This window comes from Pseudomonas sp. PDM17 (assembly GCF_014851985.1).
Classification (GTDB): Bacteria; Pseudomonadota; Gammaproteobacteria; order Pseudomonadales; family Pseudomonadaceae; genus Pseudomonas.
Genome location: NZ_JACVAT010000010.1, coordinates 168624 through 184522, shown reverse-complemented (window position 1 = coordinate 184522; position 15899 = coordinate 168624). Strand labels below are relative to the sequence as shown.

14 protein-coding genes and 2 riboswitches are annotated in these 15899 nt (G+C 68.5%); of the genes, 9 read left to right on the top strand and 5 right to left on the bottom strand.

From position 1 onward, the window contains the following. The 3 genes from IB256_RS28340 to IB256_RS28330 all read left to right on the top strand — a co-directional run bounded on the left by IB256_RS28340 (position 1) and on the right by IB256_RS28330 (position 2582). Positions 1–1098 (top strand): cobalt-precorrin-5B (C(1))-methyltransferase, encoded by a 1098-nt coding sequence (locus IB256_RS28340; protein WP_192404808.1) that lies wholly within the window; start codon positions 1–3, stop codon positions 1096–1098. Further along, the gene (locus IB256_RS28335) at positions 1095–1823 is read left to right on the top strand and encodes a cobalt-precorrin-6A reductase (RefSeq protein ID WP_192404807.1); all 729 of its coding nucleotides are present in this window, start codon (positions 1095–1097) and stop codon (positions 1821–1823) included. The genes IB256_RS28340 and IB256_RS28335 overlap by 4 nt, the downstream gene beginning before the upstream one ends. A gap of 135 nt (positions 1824–1958) precedes the next feature. Further along, positions 1959–2582, top strand: coding sequence for a glutathione S-transferase family protein (locus tag IB256_RS28330; RefSeq protein ID WP_192290574.1), 624 nt, complete (start codon positions 1959–1961; stop codon positions 2580–2582). A 27-nt stretch (positions 2583–2609) separates the two neighbouring features. Here the strand turns inward: IB256_RS28330 and IB256_RS28325 are convergent, their stop codons facing one another. Beyond that, entirely contained in the window at positions 2610–3356 is a 747-nt protein-coding gene (locus IB256_RS28325; protein ID WP_192404806.1) for a vWA domain-containing protein, read from the bottom strand. Next, positions 3281–4288 (bottom strand): ATP-binding protein, encoded by a 1008-nt coding sequence (locus IB256_RS28320; protein WP_192290570.1) that lies wholly within the window; start codon positions 4286–4288, stop codon positions 3281–3283. The genes IB256_RS28325 and IB256_RS28320 overlap by 76 nt, the downstream gene beginning before the upstream one ends. Positions 4289–4431: 143 nt before the next feature. Here IB256_RS28320 and IB256_RS30830 point away from each other — a divergent pair, with 143 nt between their 5' ends. After that, positions 4432–4566, top strand: a complete 135-nt coding sequence (locus IB256_RS30830) for a hypothetical protein (protein ID WP_263864894.1) — start codon at positions 4432–4434, stop codon at positions 4564–4566. A 302-nt stretch (positions 4567–4868) separates the two neighbouring features. Beyond that, positions 4869–5966 (top strand): 3-deoxy-7-phosphoheptulonate synthase, encoded by a 1098-nt coding sequence (locus IB256_RS28315; protein WP_225601999.1) that lies wholly within the window; start codon positions 4869–4871, stop codon positions 5964–5966. 168 nt (positions 5967–6134) lie between these two features. On the opposite strand, the gene cobN is transcribed toward IB256_RS28315, so the two are convergent. Continuing rightward, a complete protein-coding gene (gene cobN, locus IB256_RS28310) occupies positions 6135–9866 on the bottom strand; it encodes a cobaltochelatase subunit CobN (RefSeq protein ID WP_192404805.1) in 3732 nt (1243 codons plus the stop codon). 93 nt (positions 9867–9959) lie between these two features. Next, entirely contained in the window at positions 9960–11012 is a 1053-nt protein-coding gene (cobW, locus tag IB256_RS28305; protein ID WP_192404804.1) for a cobalamin biosynthesis protein CobW, read from the bottom strand. Between the two features lie 234 nt (positions 11013–11246). Beyond that, positions 11247–11442: riboswitch (cobalamin riboswitch) on the bottom strand. A gap of 71 nt (positions 11443–11513) precedes the next feature. Next, positions 11514–11733: riboswitch (cobalamin riboswitch) on the top strand. A gap of 102 nt (positions 11734–11835) precedes the next feature. Here cobW and IB256_RS28300 point away from each other — a divergent pair. The 4 genes from IB256_RS28300 (at position 11836) to cobM (ending at position 14139) form a co-directional block, all read left to right on the top strand. Continuing rightward, positions 11836–12024 (top strand): CbtB domain-containing protein, encoded by a 189-nt coding sequence (locus tag IB256_RS28300; RefSeq protein WP_192290564.1) that lies wholly within the window; start codon positions 11836–11838, stop codon positions 12022–12024. 158 nt (positions 12025–12182) lie between these two features. Next, entirely contained in the window at positions 12183–12893 is a 711-nt protein-coding gene (locus IB256_RS28295; protein ID WP_192404803.1) for a CbtA family protein, read from the top strand. 77 nt (positions 12894–12970) lie between these two features. Next, on the top strand, positions 12971–13387 hold the full coding sequence (locus tag IB256_RS28290; protein ID WP_192404802.1) for a cobalamin biosynthesis protein: 417 nt from the start codon (positions 12971–12973) through the stop codon (positions 13385–13387). Continuing rightward, complete coding sequence (cobM, locus tag IB256_RS28285; RefSeq protein ID WP_192404801.1) at positions 13384–14139, top strand: precorrin-4 C(11)-methyltransferase; 756 nt, start codon at positions 13384–13386, stop codon at positions 14137–14139. The genes IB256_RS28290 and cobM overlap by 4 nt, the downstream gene beginning before the upstream one ends. Before the next feature lie 339 nt (positions 14140–14478). Here the strand turns inward: cobM and mapR are convergent, their stop codons facing one another. Further along, positions 14479–15888, bottom strand: coding sequence for a GntR family transcriptional regulator MpaR (gene mapR, locus IB256_RS28280; RefSeq protein ID WP_192290677.1), 1410 nt, complete (start codon positions 15886–15888; stop codon positions 14479–14481). Positions 15889–15899 lie beyond the last annotated feature (11 nt).

Here is a 15899-nt window from a genome sequence, read left to right as displayed (position 1 = left end):
ATGCGCGAAGAGACTTGCGAAGAACTCCGTCCGCTGCGCAGTGGCTACACCACCGGCAGCTGCGCCACCGCCACCAGCCTGGCGGCGGCGCGCCTGCTGCTGACCGGTGAGGCGCTGGACGCGGCGCAGATCGCCCTGCCCAAAGAGCGCAGCGCGACCCTGCGCCTGGAGTTCTGCCGGCTCACCGCCGAGGGCGCCGAAGCCGGCACGCTGAAGGATGCCGGCGACGACCCGGACGTGACCCACGGTGCGCTGGTTTTCGCCCGTGTCGTTCTGACTGCCGAACCGGGCGTGCGCTTCCACGCAGGAGAAGGCGTCGGCACCGTCACCAAGCCGGGGCTGGTGCTGGCGGTGGGCGAGCCGGCGATCAACCCGGTGCCGCGGCAGATGATGCAGGGCAACCTCGCTGCGTTGGCGGCCGAGTGCGCCTACGCCGGCGGCTTCGACGTCACGATCAACATCGAGGGCGGCGCCGAGCTGGCGCTCAAGACCATGAACCCGCGCCTGGGCATCCTCGGTGGCCTGTCGATCCTCGGCACCACCGGCATCGTCCGGCCGTTCTCCTGCTCGGCGTATATCGCCTCGATCCAGCAGGGCATTGACGTCGCCCGCGCCAACGGCTTCCGCCATCTCGCCGCCTGCACCGGCAACGCCAGCGAGGACGCCATGCGCCGTCGCTACGGCTTCGACGACACCGCGCTGATCGAGATGGGCGACTTCGCCGGCGCCGCGCTCAAGCACCTGCGCAAGGTGCCGGTGGAGCGCTTCAGCGTCTGCGGCGGCTTCGGCAAGATCAGCAAGCTCGCCGCCGGCCACATGGACCTGCACAGCCGCCACTCCAGCATCGACCTGCCGCAGCTGGCCGGGTGGGCGGCGGAGATTGGCGCGTCGGCAGGCCTGCAACAACGCATGCGCGAAGCCAATACCAGTCAGCAGGCGCTGGCGCTGTGCCGCGCCGAGGGCATCGCCCTCGGGGATGCCGTCTGCGCCCGCGCGCTGGCCTTTGCCCGGCGCATCGTGCCCCTTGAAGTGACGCTGGAAGTCTTTGCCATCGACCGTCAGGGCAACCTGGTGGGCGAGGCGCTGGAGGTGCGATGAAACGGGTCCTCCTGCTGGGCGGTATTGGCGAGGCGCTGGCCATTGCGCGCCGTCTTGGGCCTCGGCACCTGTACAGCCTCGCCGGCCTCGGCAAGGTGCCGGACGACCTCGACTGTGAAGTGAGGGTGGGTGGTTACGGCGGCGCCGAAGGCCTTGCGGACTTCATCCGCGAACGCGGTTTCGACCTGCTGCTCGATGCTACCCACCCCTACGCCGCGCAGATCAGTGCCAATGCCGCCCGCGCCGCACAACTGGCTGGCGTGCCCTGCTGGGCGCTGCGTCGCCCCGGTTGGCAGGCAGGCGCCGCTGACGACTGGCGCGAGGTGGCCGGCTGGCCGGCGCTGATCTCGGCGCTGGATGATTTTCGCCGCCCGCTTTTCACGATGGGCCGCGAGCCGCTGGAGCATCTGGGCGAGATCCCCGCCCATCAACACTGGACCGTGCGTTGCCTGCAAAGCCTGCCCGGCAACACGCGGGCCGAAGTGCTCGGCGCCCGGGGGCCATTCACCCTCGAGGGCGAGCGTGAGTTGTTCACCCGTCTGGGCACCGATGTGCTGGTCAGCAAGAACAGCGGCAGCCAGGCCACCGAACCGAAGCTGCAGGTCGCCCGCGAGCGCGGTGTGCCGGTGCTGATCCTGGCGCGGCCGGAGCTGCCGGAAGTGGACCGGCAGTTCGGCAGTGTCGAGACGCTCTGGCTGGCGCTGGAGCCTCTCGCAGCCGATTGACGGAACGTCCTGCGCCGCGGGCGTTCACAGCTTCGTAGCGATTCGCGGGCAAGCTCGCGGTTGCGTCAAGACCGCGCTTCTCCGCCGCCCCGCCAGCCTCTATGCTGGGCCCCGGTTTTCACAGGGAGTGACACCATGCTGCGAATCCTCGGCCGCGCCTCATCGATCAACGTGCGCAAGGTGCTCTGGACCTGCGCCGAACTGAACCTGCCCTATGAACGCGAAGACTGGGGCACGGGCTTGCGCTCCACCGCCTCGGCGGAGTTCATCGCGCTCAACCCCAACGCCTTGGTGCCGGTCCTGGTCGACGGTGACTTCGTGCTCTGGGAATCCAACGCCATCTGCAGCTACCTCGCTACCCAGTACCCGCTCGACGAGTTGCTGCCGACCCGGCCGCGCGAGCGAGCCCTGGTGGAACAGTGGATGGGCTGGCAGGCCACCGAGCTGAACAACGCCTGGCGCTATGCGTTCATGGCCAGAGTGCGCAGCAGCCCGGGCCATACCGACGAATCGGCCATCGCCCTGAGCGAGGCGCAGTGGAACCACGGCATGGCCCTGCTGGACCGCCAGCTGGCGCACACCGGCGCGTTCGTCACCGGCGCCTGCTTCAGCCTCGCTGATGTCGTGCTCGGTCTGTCGGTGAACCGCTGGTACCTGACGCCCATGCAGCGCCCCGATCTACCGGCAGTGGCGGCCTACTACGAGCGATTGAGCGAGCGGCCGGGGTTCCTGTTGCATGGGCGCAATGGCGAGCCTTGATCCGGGCCATGCCGTGCAGTGTTGAAATCAGCGAACTGTGCTTGCCAGGTCGCCGATCGGCCGGTAGTCGGCGTCGAGTTCTTCCGCCAGCTTCCTGGCTCGTCCCAGCCTGATCGCTCCACCCTCGATATCAACCAGCACCGTCGGGCAGCTTAGCGGCTGCAGCGCCGGCCAGTCGCGGAGGCGGCCGTCGGTCAGCACCAGCAGGCGCTGACTCTCGCCCGGCTTCTGTCGCTGGCGCTGGTCCAGCCATTCGCGCGCTTGCTGCAGCGCCTCGATCAGCGGGGTGCCGCCGCCGGCGCCGAGTTGCTCCAGCCATTCCTGCAATTGAACAGAGGCTTTCTGGCCCTGCCACAACCAGCGCGCCCGGGTGCCAGTGGCATGCAGCACGGCGAGGCGTGCGCGTTGCCGGTAGGCCTGTTCGAAGGTGTCGGCGAGCAGGCCCTTGGCCTGGGCGAGGGCGCCGTGGCGGCGGGTGCTGGCGGAGGCGTCGACTATCACCAGCCAGAGTTCGCCGGGCTGGCGGCTGCGGGCGCGCAGCACCAGGTCGGCGCGGCGTTGCGGGCGGCCGTTGCGCAGGGTGGCGGGCCAGTCGATACGGCCGTGCGCGCCAACCTGGCGGGCGCCGCTGCGGCCGCCGGCGAGCTGGCCGGGTCGGGGGTTGGCATCCGCGCCTGGGGCCGGGCGCGGGCGGATGCTCAGGGCTTTTTTGGCCAGCCCGCCAGTTGCCGGCGTTCGCCCATGGCGACGCTCTGCGCGGGCAGTTCGCCCCATTGGCCTTCGCCGTGGGAGGCGTTGGATGGAGTCTGTGGTTGGCTGGATGAGGCCTGTGGTGGCGTGCTTGACTGCGCTGGCGGATGGCGGCGGCGATGGGCGAGGGCGAAGTGATCGACCGCATCGATGTCCTGCGCCTCGATGGCGTTGGCGCCACGCCAGGCGGCATGAGCGCGAGCCGCGCGCAGCCACACGAGGTCAGCACGCAAGCCGTCGACGCCAGCGGCGTGGCAGCGCTCGGCGATGGTCTCCAGCGCGGCATCGTCCAGGGGGATCGCGGCCAACTGCTGGCGCGCTTGGCCGCAGCGTTGTTGCAGAGCCTGCTGCGCGGCTTGCCATTGCGCCAGGAACACCTGCGGGTCGGCGTCGAAGGCCAGCCGGCGGCGGACGATCTCGGCACGCTCGCTCGGTGCGGGCGTACCTTCCAGCTGCACCTTGAGGCCGAAGCGGTCCAGCAGTTGTGGGCGCAGCTCGCCTTCTTCGGGGTTCATCGTGCCGATCAGCACGAAGCGCGCCGGGTGGCTGTGGGACAGGCCGTCGCGCTCGATCAGGTTGACCCCGCTGGCAGCCACGTCGAGCAGCAAATCGACGAGATGGTCGGGCAGCAGGTTCACTTCATCCACATAAAGCACGCCGCCGTGAGCCTGGGCCAGCACACCGGGGGAGAACTGCGCGCGGCCTTGGCCCAGCGCCGCGTCCAGGTCGAGGGTGCCGACGATGCGTTCCTCGCTGGCGCCCAGCGGCAGGGTGACGAAGCGCCCGCCGTCCAGCAGGTCGGCGACGCCGCGCGCCAGGGTGGACTTGGCCATGCCGCGCGGCCCTTCGATCAGCACGCCGCCGATGGCTGGGTCGATGGCTGCCAGGCACAGGGCCAGCTTCAGCTCATCGGCGCCGACGACGGCTGCCAGTGGGAAATGGGGAAGGGCGCTCATGGGGATTTCCTGCGGATTTCGTCCGTGCATGGTAGCGAACCGGGTGTAGGAGGTGCGACCAATGTCCATCGGAACGATAGATTCAAGTCATTGATCGGCGCTGCGCGATGCAGTACCTTGGTTTCACTTCCACGGAGAACATCATGCCGTCCAGCCTGTCCATCCAGTCCCTCGCCCGCCTCGGTGCCATCGGCTCCGTGGCTGCTCGCGCGCAGGTCCTGGCTGCTGCTGCTGGCTATTTCTTCTATGGGTATTGGTTTAGCCAAAGGCGCGCCTGATACCCCACAGGCGGCCTAGCAAGCAGGGTCGCCAACCAGACAGATTCACGAAACCCCGGTCGGCAACCCGACCGGGGTTTTTGTTTTTCTAAGCCCACAAGGCCCAACGCATTGAAACGAGCGCAAACGCTCAGACAGAGGATCGAGACATGACCGCCTACACCACCGATTACCGCTATTACCGCAACTCCGACTGGCGATTTAGCAGCGCGCTGCGTGCCACCCAACGAGCCTTGCCACGAACACTTAGATAGAGCGCCGAGCGCGGAAAGACCTCCGCGCCGGCCAAGGATGCCAGTCAGATGAATGCTTCCACCTCCACCCTGATCCGCCCCGAACACGCAGCATGCGCCGAAGTCCTCGACCTGCCGCTGCCCTCCGCCCGCCGCCGCGAACACCCGCTGCCGAGCCCCGCCGAACTGCGCCAGCGCCTGCCGCTGTCCGCCGCCATGGCCCACCGTGTCCGCGAAGGTCGCGAGGCGATCCGTGCCGTCCTCGATGGCCGCGACCCGCGCCTGCTGGTCGTCATCGGCCCCTGCTCGCTGCATGACCCCATCTCCGCCCTCGAATACGCCGACCGCCTCGCCGAACTGGCGCCGCAGGTCAGCGACCAGTTGCTGCTGGTGATGCGCGCCTACGTCGAGAAACCGCGTACCACCATTGGCTGGAAAGGCCTGGTCTACGACCCGCAGCTGGACGGTACTGGCGACATGGCTGGCGGCCTGGAGCTGTCGCGACGGCTGATGCTGGGCATGCTCGAACGCGGCCTGCCGATCGCCACCGAACTGCTGCAACCGCTGGTGGCCGGCTACTTCGACGACCTGCTCGGTTGGGCCGCGATCGGCGCGCGCACCAGCGAATCCCAGGTGCACCGCGAGATGGTCAGCGGCCTCGACCTGCCGGTGGGCTTCAAGAACGGCACCGACGGCAGCATCGGCATCGCCACCGACGCCATGCGTTCGGCGGCGCACCCGCACCAGCACTTCGGCATCGATGCGCTGGGTCGCCCGTCGCTGGTGCAGACCCAGGGAAACCCGGACACCCATCTGGTGCTGCGCGGCGGCCACGCCGGGCCGAACTTCGACGCGGCCAGCGTGCAGCAGATTCGCCAGGGGCTGGAAAAGCTCGGCCTCGACCCGAGCATCATGGTGGACTGCAGCCACGCCAACAGCGGCAAGGACCCGTTGCGCCAGCCGGCAGTACTGGACAGCGTCCTCGACCAGCGCGTGGCCGGCGACGCTTCGCTGCGCGGCGTGATGCTGGAGAGTCATCTGTTCGACGGCTGCCAGCCGCTGTCCGGCGAGCTGCGCTACGGTGTCTCGATCACCGATGGCTGTCTGGGCTGGAGCGGCACCGAGGCGCTGCTGCTGAATGCGGCGGAGCGGCTGCGCCGGGGCTGATGTCGAGCGTCTGCGGCTTTAGGTAGGAGCGAGCTTGCTCGCGAACACTGCTCCATGGCGGAGGCGGGTTCGCGAGCAAGCTCGTTCCTACAGTTTGTGCTGTGCTCGGAGCCTGGGATTGATGGGTATCGCTGTGCTCCGCGCCATCCTGCGACAGGGCGGAATCCCTCACTGCTCTTCGCTGTCCACCAGCAGATTCTCCAGCGCCTCCCGGTACTCCCCTGGCTCTTCCCACAACCCGCGCTGCTGTGCTTCCACCAGGCGTTCGGCGATGTCGCGCAGGGCCTCGGGGTTGTGCTGGCGGATGAACTCGCGGGTGTCGTCGTCCAGCAGGTAGGCGTCCGCCAGCAGGCGGTACTGGTGGTCGTCCACCAGTTCGCTGGTGGCGTCGAAGGCGAACAGGTAGTCCACCGTCGCGGCCAGTTCGAAGGCGCCCTTGTAGCCGTGGCGCTTCATGCCGGCGATCCATTTCGGGTTCACCGCGCGGGCGCGTACCACGCGGCCGAGTTCTTCCTTCAGGGTGCGGATGCGCGGGTTGTCCGGCTGGCTGTGGTCGCCGTGGTAGCTGGAGAGCGACTGCCCCTGGATGACCTCGGCGGCGGCCAGCATGCCGCCCTGGAACTGGTAGTAGTCGTTGGAATCGAGGATGTCGTGCTCGCGGTTGTCCTGGTTGTGCAGCACTGCCTGCAGGCCGGAGAGGCGCTGGGCGAAGCGTTCGCGCGCCGGCGTGCCGTCGTCGCTGGCGCCGTAGGCGTAGCCGCCCCAGTTCAGGTACGCCTCGGCGAGGTCGGCGCGGCTGTCCCACTGGCGCGATTCGATCACACCCTGCACGCCGGCCCCGTAGGCGCCGGGCTGGGCGCCGAAGATGCGCCAGCCGGCCTGGCGGCGGGCTTCATCCCGCGCCAATCCCTCGGACTGCAAACGTGATTGGTCGGCCCGTACGCGGGCGGCGAGCGGGTTCAGATCGTCCGGTTCGTCCAGCGCGGCGACGGCCTGTACGGCGGCGTCGAACAGACGGATCAGGTTGGCGAAGGCATCGCGGAAGAAGCCCGAGACTCGCAGCGTCACGTCGACCCGCGGACGGTCGAGCAGGGTGATCGGCAGGATCTCGAAGTCTTCCACGCGCTGGCTGCCGGCCTGCCACACCGGGCGCACGCCGAGCAGCGCGAGGGCCTGGGCGATGTCGTCGCCGCCGGTGCGCATGGTCGCCGTGCCCCACACCGACAGGCCGAGCTGGCGCAGGTGGTCGCCATGGTCCTGCAGGTGGCGTTCGAGCAGGCGGCTGGCCGACTGGAAGCCGAGGCGGAAGGCGGTGGGCGTGGGCAGGTTGCGCACGTCCACGGTAAAGAAGTTGCGCCCGGTGGGCAGCACGTCGACCCGCCCGCGACTGGGCGCACCGCTGGGGCCGGGCGGGACGAAGCGGCCGTCGAGGCCGGCGAGCAGGTGGCCGATTTCGCTGGCGCCACAGGCGTCCAGGGTCGGTGCGATCTGCTGCTGAAGTTGCGCGAGGACCGCCGCGCTGGCGCTGCCCGGCGCGCTGGCTGAGCCGTCGATCAGGCGCAGGGCGAACAGCTCCAGGCGCTCGCGGGTGTCGCCGTTGCTGCGCCAGGGCTCGTCGCTCACCGCGAGCAGCGCTTCCGGGCGCGGGCCTTCCCACATCCCGGCGAAGGTCTCGTCCAGCGGATCGCGACCCAGCTGCAGGTCTTCACTCAGCGCACGCAGCAGACTGGCGTTGCCGCCGCGTCCATCACCGCGTGGGATGCGCACCAGCGACAGCAGTGTGTCGCGGCGCAACGCGCCTGAAGGCGATTCGCCGAACACATGCAGGCCATCGCGAATCTGCGACTCCTTGAGGTCGCACAGGTAAGCATCCAGCTGCGGCAGCCAGCTTTCCGCATCGTCGCTCAGTTGCAAGCCCAGCTCGCGGTCCAGCGAGGTCTCGCGCACCAGCGTGAGGATGTCGCCACGCAATTCGGTGGCGCGGCGCGGGTCGAGCAGGGAGGCGTCGTAGTACTCGTCGGCCAGGCGTTCGAGGTCACGCAGCGGGCCGTAGTTTTCCGCGCGGGTCAGCGGCGGCATCAGGTGGTCGATGATCACTGCCTGGGCGCGGCGTTTGGCCTGGGCGCCTTCGCCGGGGTCGTTGACGATGAACGGGTAGAGGTTCGGCAGCGCGCCGAGGATCGCGTCCGGCCAGCATTCCTCGGAGAGCCCGACACCCTTGCCCGGCAGCCATTCGAGGTTGCCGTGCTTGCCGACGTGGACCACCGCGTCGGCGCCGAACACCTCGCGCAGCCAGAAGTAGAAGGCGAGGTAGCCATGGGGCGGCACCAGCGACGGATCGTGGTAGATCGCCGCGGCGTCGAGCTGGTAGCCGCGTGCCGGCTGGATGCCGACGAAGCCGAGGCCCAGGCGCAGGCCGGCGACCATCAGGCGGCCGCTGCGGAACATCGGGTCCTGCTGCGGCTCGCCCCAGCGTTCGCGCACGGCTTGCTGGTTGGCTTGGGGCAGGCGCGCGAAGCAGGCCTGGTAGTCGTCCAGCGTCAGGCTCTGCGCGCAGGGGCGCAGGTCGAGGCTGTCGAGGTCGTTGCTGACGCCGCCGAGCAGTTGCTGGATCAGCGCGGTGCCGGAATCGGGCAGGCCGGCGACCGGATAACCCTGAGCCTCCAGCGCGCGCAGGATATTCAGCGCGGCGGCCGGCGTGTCGAGGCCGACACCGTTGCCGATGCGCCCGTCGCGGGTCGGATAATTGGCCAGGATCAGCGCCACGCGCTTGTCGGCGTTGGACTTGCGCGCCAGCAGCATCCAGCGCCGCGCCAGCTCGGCGATGAAGTCCATGCCGGGAAGATGCGGCAGGTAGCAGACCACGTCACTCTGGCTGCGCTCGCTGCGCCAGGCCAGGCCCTTGAAGCTGATCGGCCGGGTGATGATGCGCCCGTCCAGTTCCGGCAGGGCGATGTGCATGGCCAGGTCGCGCGGGCCGAGGCCTAGCGGGCTGGCGCGCCAGAGGTCGAGGTTGTCCAGCGAGCAGATGGCTTGCAGCACCGGCACGTCGCGTCGGAACGGCCGGTCCTGCGGCGCTTCCGGGTTTGACTGAGCGAAGCCGGTGGTGTTGATGATCAGCTCGGCGTCGGCGCTGTCCAGCAGGCTTTCCACCGCGTCCAGGCAGGCGGCCTCCTTGAGGCTGGCGACGGCGATGGGCAACGGGTTGATGCCCTGGGCCTGCAGGCGTTCGCAGAAAGTGTCGATGAAGCCGGTGTTCGCCGCCTGCAGGTGGGTGCGATAGAACAGCAGCGCGGTGACCGGGCACGCGGGGCTCCAGTCGACCTGCCAGCGGGCGAGGTCGCAGCTGCCAATCCGCGGGTGATAGACCGCCACGCGCGGCAAGGTCTGTGGTTCGCTCCAGGCGTAGTCGCGTTGCAGGTGACGGCTGGCCAGGCAGGCGAAGAACTGCCGGGCGTTGTCCATGCCGCCCTGGCGCAGGTACTGCCAGAGGCGTTCGGCATCCTCAGGTGGAACGTTGCACAGGGCGCCGAGTTCGGGGTCGGGCTTGTCGTCGCCGGGGACGGCGATCAACGTGGCGCCGCGCTCGGCCAGCGTCGCCAACTGCTCCATGCCGTAGCGCCAGTAGCCGACGCCGCCATGCACCGAGATCAGGATGACCCTGGCGTGCTGCAGCACCTCGTCGACGTAGAGGTCCACCGAGGCGTGGTTCTGCAGCTGCATGGGGTTGGCCAGGCGCAGGCTCGGGTAGTCTTCCGGCAGTTCGCGCGCGGCCTCGGCGAGCAGCGCCAGGTGCGAGTCGCCGCTGCAGAGGATCACCAGTTCGGCGGGCGTCTGGGCCAGGTGGGCGATGCCATCATCGGGGACGAAGCCGCCGGGTTGGGTGCGCAGCAGGTGCATGGATCGGGCCTTGTCGCTCGGTGGTAACACCCTCTCCCCAGCCCTCTCCCTGAAGGGAGAGGGGGCAGTTCGGCGTTTGCGGGTAGCGTTGTGTTACGCCAGGGCGGTACGCAGCTCGTTGGCGATGGTGGCCTGGTCCAGTTCCTGGCCGATCACCACGAGTCGGGTGCCACGGGGTTCGTCACTGCGCCAGGCGCGGTCGAAGTGCTTGTCGAAGCGCTTGCCGACGCCCTGCACCAGCAGGCGCATGGGCTTGCCGGGGATGGCGACGAAGCCCTTGATGCGCAGCACGGCGTGACGTTCGACCAGCGCACTCAGCGCATCGAGCAGGGCGCGCTCCTCCACTTCCGGCAGGTCGACGTGGAAGGAGTCGAACTCGTCGTGGTCATGATCTTCATGGCCTTCGTGGTCGTGATGAGTCGGGCGGCTGTCGATGTGCAGTTCGGCCTCGGCGTTCAGCCCCAGCAGCACCGAGAGCGGCAGTTGGCCGGAGTTGGCCTCGACGATCTTAACCGCCGGCGGCAGCTCCTCGGCAACTTCGGCACGCACGCGGGCCAGCGCCTCGGCGTCGAGCAGGTCGGCCTTGTTCAGCACCACCAGGTCGGCACTGGCCAGCTGGTCTTCGAAGAGTTCGTGCAGCGGCGATTCGTGGTCCAGGTTCGGGTCCTGCTTGCGCTGCTCGTCCACCTGCTCGGGGTGGGCGGCGAAGGTGCCCGCGGCCACGGCCGGGCTGTCCACCACGGTGATCACCGCGTCGACGGTGCAGGCGTTGCGGATTTCCGGCCACTGGAAGGCCTGCACCAGCGGCTTGGGCAGGGCGAGGCCGGAGGTTTCGATGAGGATCTGGTCGAGGTCGCCACGGCGCGCCACCAGCTCGCGCATCACCGGGAAGAACTCTTCCTGCACGGTGCAGCACAGGCAGCCGTTGGCCAGCTCGAAGACGCGGCCGACCGCTTCTTCTTCGCTGCAGCCGATGGAGCACTGCTTGAGGATTTCGCCGTCGATGCCCAGCTCGCCGAATTCGTTGACGATCACCGCGATGCGGCGGCCGGAGGCAGTATCGAGCATGTGGCGGAGCAGGGTGGTCTTGCCGGCACCGAGGAAGCCGGTGACGATGGTGACGGGGATTTTGGCCAGGGTTTTCATGCGCGCCTCGCAAGCGAAATTGGGAGGGCGGATGAAGGGCGCGCGCGCGGGTTCGCCGCGCAACGAAGGTCGCCACCGGATCACCCCGCCCGGTTGTCTGTTGATAACGAACCAGTTCTGGATCTCGCGAGCTAGAGCCAGGCAAGGCGGAGGGTCGCTGGGGACGCGGAGTTGACTGTAGTCAATGAGCAGTCCACGGCGATCCTCCAACGCAGCATGGCCGACGCGCAGCAGATCGAAAACCCGTCACGAGGCAGGTCTCCTGGCTCACAGCCCTTTGTTATCCCTTCGCCTTCCCGCCCGAATCGGCAGTGGCGCGTGAAGAGACAGGCTGTTCACAGGTGCCGGGGCAGCCGTGGCGCATCCGAAGATTTCCACGTTCCCTCTTAGCTCCGGCCAGTGCCGGAGAACCTCGAAGGGAGGAAGGCTACGCAGCGTGGCCGGGCCGGTCAATCGCCGAGGATCGGTTGCTGCGCAGTTGACGCTGCGGGACTGCCGTGGTCAGCTAGCGCGGTTTCAGGTGTCTCGCGCCGACGCGCGCGAGGTGAAACGGGAAGCCGGTGCGTCCGCAAGGACCAGTCCGGCGCTGCCCCCGCAACGGTAAGCGCATCGAGGGTCGTCAGTAGCCACTGTGCCAAGGCATGGGAAGGCTGACCCATCCGGCGAGAGTCTCTCGCTGGCGTCGCAAGCCCGGAGACCGGCCTGGAATCCTCACATTTTGGCAACCCGCGGTGGGCGGGCGCAGGCCGTGGCGCGACCGATCCGGCGCGTTCGAATGCGTTCAACCTCTGCGTTCTCACTCTAGATTTCAGAGGGAACGTTCATGTCCAGCAGCATCCTGACGCAACAGGTGTCGAGCACTTCCATCCCCCTTTCCAAACGCATCAGCCTGGCCGTCGGCGCCAGCCTGCTCGGTGCGCTGCTGGTGTATTTCGCCGGTTTCTCGCATCTGGAAGCGGTACACAACGCCGCGCACGATACCCGCCATAGTGCGGGATTCCCCTGCCATTGATGCGGTTCTGATTTCAATCGGCTGCGCGTCGGCCAGGCTGCGTTGGAGTATCGCCGTGGACTGCTCATTGACTGCAGTCAACTCCGCGTCCCCGGCGATCCTCCGCCTTGCCTGGCTCTAGCTCGCTCGATTCGAGAGTCCGAAAAGGAAAGGAAAAAATGATCAAACGTATCGTCCAGACCGCCGGTTTCGCCGGTCTGATCGCCGCGCTGGTGCTGACCTTAGTCCAGCTGCTGTGGGTATCCCCGCTGATCCTCAAGGCGGAAACCTATGAGAAATCCGAGCCGGCCGCCGCGCTGGTCGAGGAGCACGCCCACGAGCATGCCGACGGTGCTGCTGCGGGCCACCACCACGACGCGGAAGCCTGGGAGCCGGAAGACGGCTGGCAGCGCATTCTCTCCACCACCGGCGGCAACCTGGTGGTCGCGGTGGGCTTCGCCCTGATGCTGGCCGGCCTGTTCACCCTGCGCGCGCCGGGCAAAACCTCCGAAGGCCTGTTCTGGGGCCTGGCCGGCTTTGCCGTGTTCACCCTCGCACCGTCCCTCGGCCTGCCGCCGGAAGTCCCCGGCACCGCCGCCGCCGACCTGAGCCTGCGGCAGACCTGGTGGATCGGCACGGCCGCCGCCACCGCCGCTGGCCTCGCGCTGCTGGTGTTCGGCCGCCACTGGGCGCTGCGTATCGTCGGCCTGGCCTTGCTGGTGGTGCCACACGTGATCGGCGCGCCGCAACCGGAAGTGCATTCCAGCCTCGCGCCGGAAAGCCTGGCCCATGAGTTCATACTCGCCTCGCTGGTCACCAACGCAGTGTTCTGGCTGGCGCTCGGCCTGGTCGCCGCCTGGCTGTTCCGCCGCTTCGCGCCGTCGGCCTGATCCGCGCGCTATGCTCGACCCCGCAGCCGGCCAGGCCGTCTGCGGGTTTTTTATTGTCACCTTCCAGGAGAGCGACCATGACGCTGGTTGCCGGCCTCGGTTGCCGCCAGGGCTGCCCGCTCGACGAGCTGCGTGCGCTGCTGCGAGAAACGTTGGCCGAAGCAGGGCTCGACGAGTCGAACCTCACCGCGCTGGCCAGCGCCACGCTGAAGGCCGACGAGGAAGGGCTGACCGCCCTGGCTGCCGAGCTCGACCTGCCGCTGGCGCTGTTCACGCCTCAACAGCTCGCGGCCTGCGAGAAACGCCTGAGCGACCCTTCCGAAACTGTGCGCGCGGCCACCGGCAGCGCGAGCGTGGCCGAAGCGGCGGCATTGCTGCGGGCCGAGGCGCAAGGTGGTGCGCCGGCACGCCTGCTGGTGGGTAAGCGCCGCAGCGAGCAGGCCACCTGCGCACTCGCTTTCATCCCCGTCGAATCCGCACAGGAGCCTTCATGACGGTCCACTTCATCGGCGCCGGCCCCGGCGATCCCGAACTCATCACGGTCAAGGGCCAGCGGCTGATCCGCACCTGCCCGGTGATCCTTTACGCCGGTTCTCTGGTGCCGCCGGCCGTGCTGGAAGGGCACAGCGCAGAGCGCGTGGTGAATACCGCCGAACTGAACCTGGAGGAGATCGTCGAGCTGCTGGCGCAGGCCCACGCGGAGGGCAAGGACGTCGCGCGGGTGCACTCCGGCGATCCCTCGCTGTACGGCGCCATCGGCGAGCAGATCCGCCACCTGCGCGAACGGGGCATCGCCTACGAGATCGTTCCCGGCGTCACCGCGACTTCCGCCTGCGCGGCGATTCTCGGCTGCGAGCTGACCCTGCCGGACATTTCCCAGACGCTGATCCTCACCCGCTACGCGAGCAGGACGCGCATGCCCGAGGGCGAGTCGCTGGCGGAACTGGCGCAGCACCGCGCGACCCTGGCCATTCACCTGGGCGTTGGTCAACTGGCGAATATCGTCGCCGAGCTGCTACCGCACTACGGTGCGGACTGCCCCATTGCAGTGATCCATCGCGCCAGCTGGCCGGATCAGGACCTGGTCACCGGCACCCTCGGCGACATCCTGCCCAAGGCGGCGGCCAAGGGTTTCCGGCGCACGGCGCTGATCCTGGTGGGCAAGGTGCTGGGGGCGGAGGGGTTTGCCGATTCCTCGCTGTACAGTGCGGGGCATGCGCATCTGTATCGCGGGGGCTCCTTGTAGGCGCGAGCTTTGCGCGCGAGCAGGGATTCCCGGAGGCGCCAGGGCTGGTCGGTTCGCGAGCAATAACGATGGCGTCCCCCTCGCTCCTGCGGAAGAGCAGATAGGCACGAGGTTCAGGCCAGCCACTGATCCCCGCGCGGCAGCATCCCGCGCCGCAGGTACCAGCGCACCCACAGGTGCACGCCGAGCGCGGCGCTCACTGTGAGCAGGATCATCAGGCCTTCCGCTTCCATGGCAGCTTCCCTCGTCCGGGTTTCCTGCCTGACAGGGTAGGCCTGCGACAAAGCGCCGCACAGATACAGATCGTTTCCGAATGTGCGGATCAGTCCGGCTGCCGCTCTACAGCGAGTGAATGATCCGCCCGAGGGTTTCCATGGCCTGTTCGCTGGCCGTGGTCCACGGGTGGCCATAGTTCAGGCGCAGGCAGTGGCCGAAGCGCCGCGTCGCCGAGAAGATCGGCCCCGGCGCGAGGCTGATGCCCTGGGCATGGGCGAGCTGGAACAGCTTGAGCGCGTCGATGTGCTCGGGCAGCTCCAGCCACAGGAAGTAGCCGCCACTGGGCCGGGTGACGCGGGTGGCGGCGGGGAAGTGCCGGGCCACGGCGGCGAGCATCGCGTGCTGCTGGCTTTCCAGCGCGTGGCGCAGCTTGCGCAGGTGGCGGTCGTAGCCGCCGTGCTGCAGGTAGTCGGCGATGGCCGCCTGGGCCGGCACCGAGGCCGACAGGCTGGTCATCAGCTTGAGCCGCTCGATCGGCTCGGCGTAGCGCCCGCCGGCGACCCAGCCGACCCGGTAGCCCGGCGCGAGGCTCTTGGAGAAGGAGCTGCAGTGCATCACCAGCCCTTCGCTGTCGAAGGCCTTTACTGGCTTGGGCGCCTGGGCGGCGAAGTACAGCTCGGCGTAGACGTCGTCCTCGATCAGCGGCACCTGGTGCTGGGCCAGCAGCGCGGCAAGGGCGCGCTTCTTGTCCTCGGCCATGCTCGCGCCCAGCGGGTTCTGGAAGTTGCTCATGAACCAGCAGGCCTTGATCGGCAGGCGCGCCAGGCTGTCGGCGAGCACGTCCAGATCGATGCCTTCGCGCGGGTGCACGGGGATTTCCACGGCCTTGAGTTTCAGGCGCTCGAGCACCTGCAGGCTGGCATAGAAGGCCGGCGCCTCGATGGCGACCAGGTCGCCCGGCTGGGTGACCACCTGCAGGCACAGGTTCAGCGCTTCCAGCGCGCCGTTGGTGACCACCAGCTCCTCCACCGGCAGCGGCATGCCGCCGACCATGTAGCGCAGGGCTATCTGTCGGCGCAGCGCGTGGCTGCCGGGGGCGAGGTCGGCGACCACCGAGCGAGGGTCCATGTCGCGCACGGCGTGGGCCATGGAGCGCGCCAGGCGCGGCAGGGGGAACAGTTCCGGCGCCGGGAAGGCCGAGCCGAAGGGCACGGTATCCGGGTCCTTGATCGAGCTGAGTACTGAGAACACCAGTTCGCTGACGTCCACCTCGGTGGTCTGCGCGTCGTGGCGGGAGATTTCCGGTTCGGCCAGGGCGCGTTGCACGTGTTCGCGGACGAAGTAGCCCGAGCGTGCGCGGGCGACGATCAGTCCGCGATCCTCCAGCAGGTAATAGGCCTGGAATACCGTGGAGGCGCTGACCCCGTAGGTGCGGCTGGCATGCCGCACCGAGGGGACTTTCTGGCCGGGGGCGAGCACGCCGCTGCGGATCAGGCCGGCGATCTCGTCGGCGAATTTCTCGTAGCGCTTCATCTTGTCCTGCA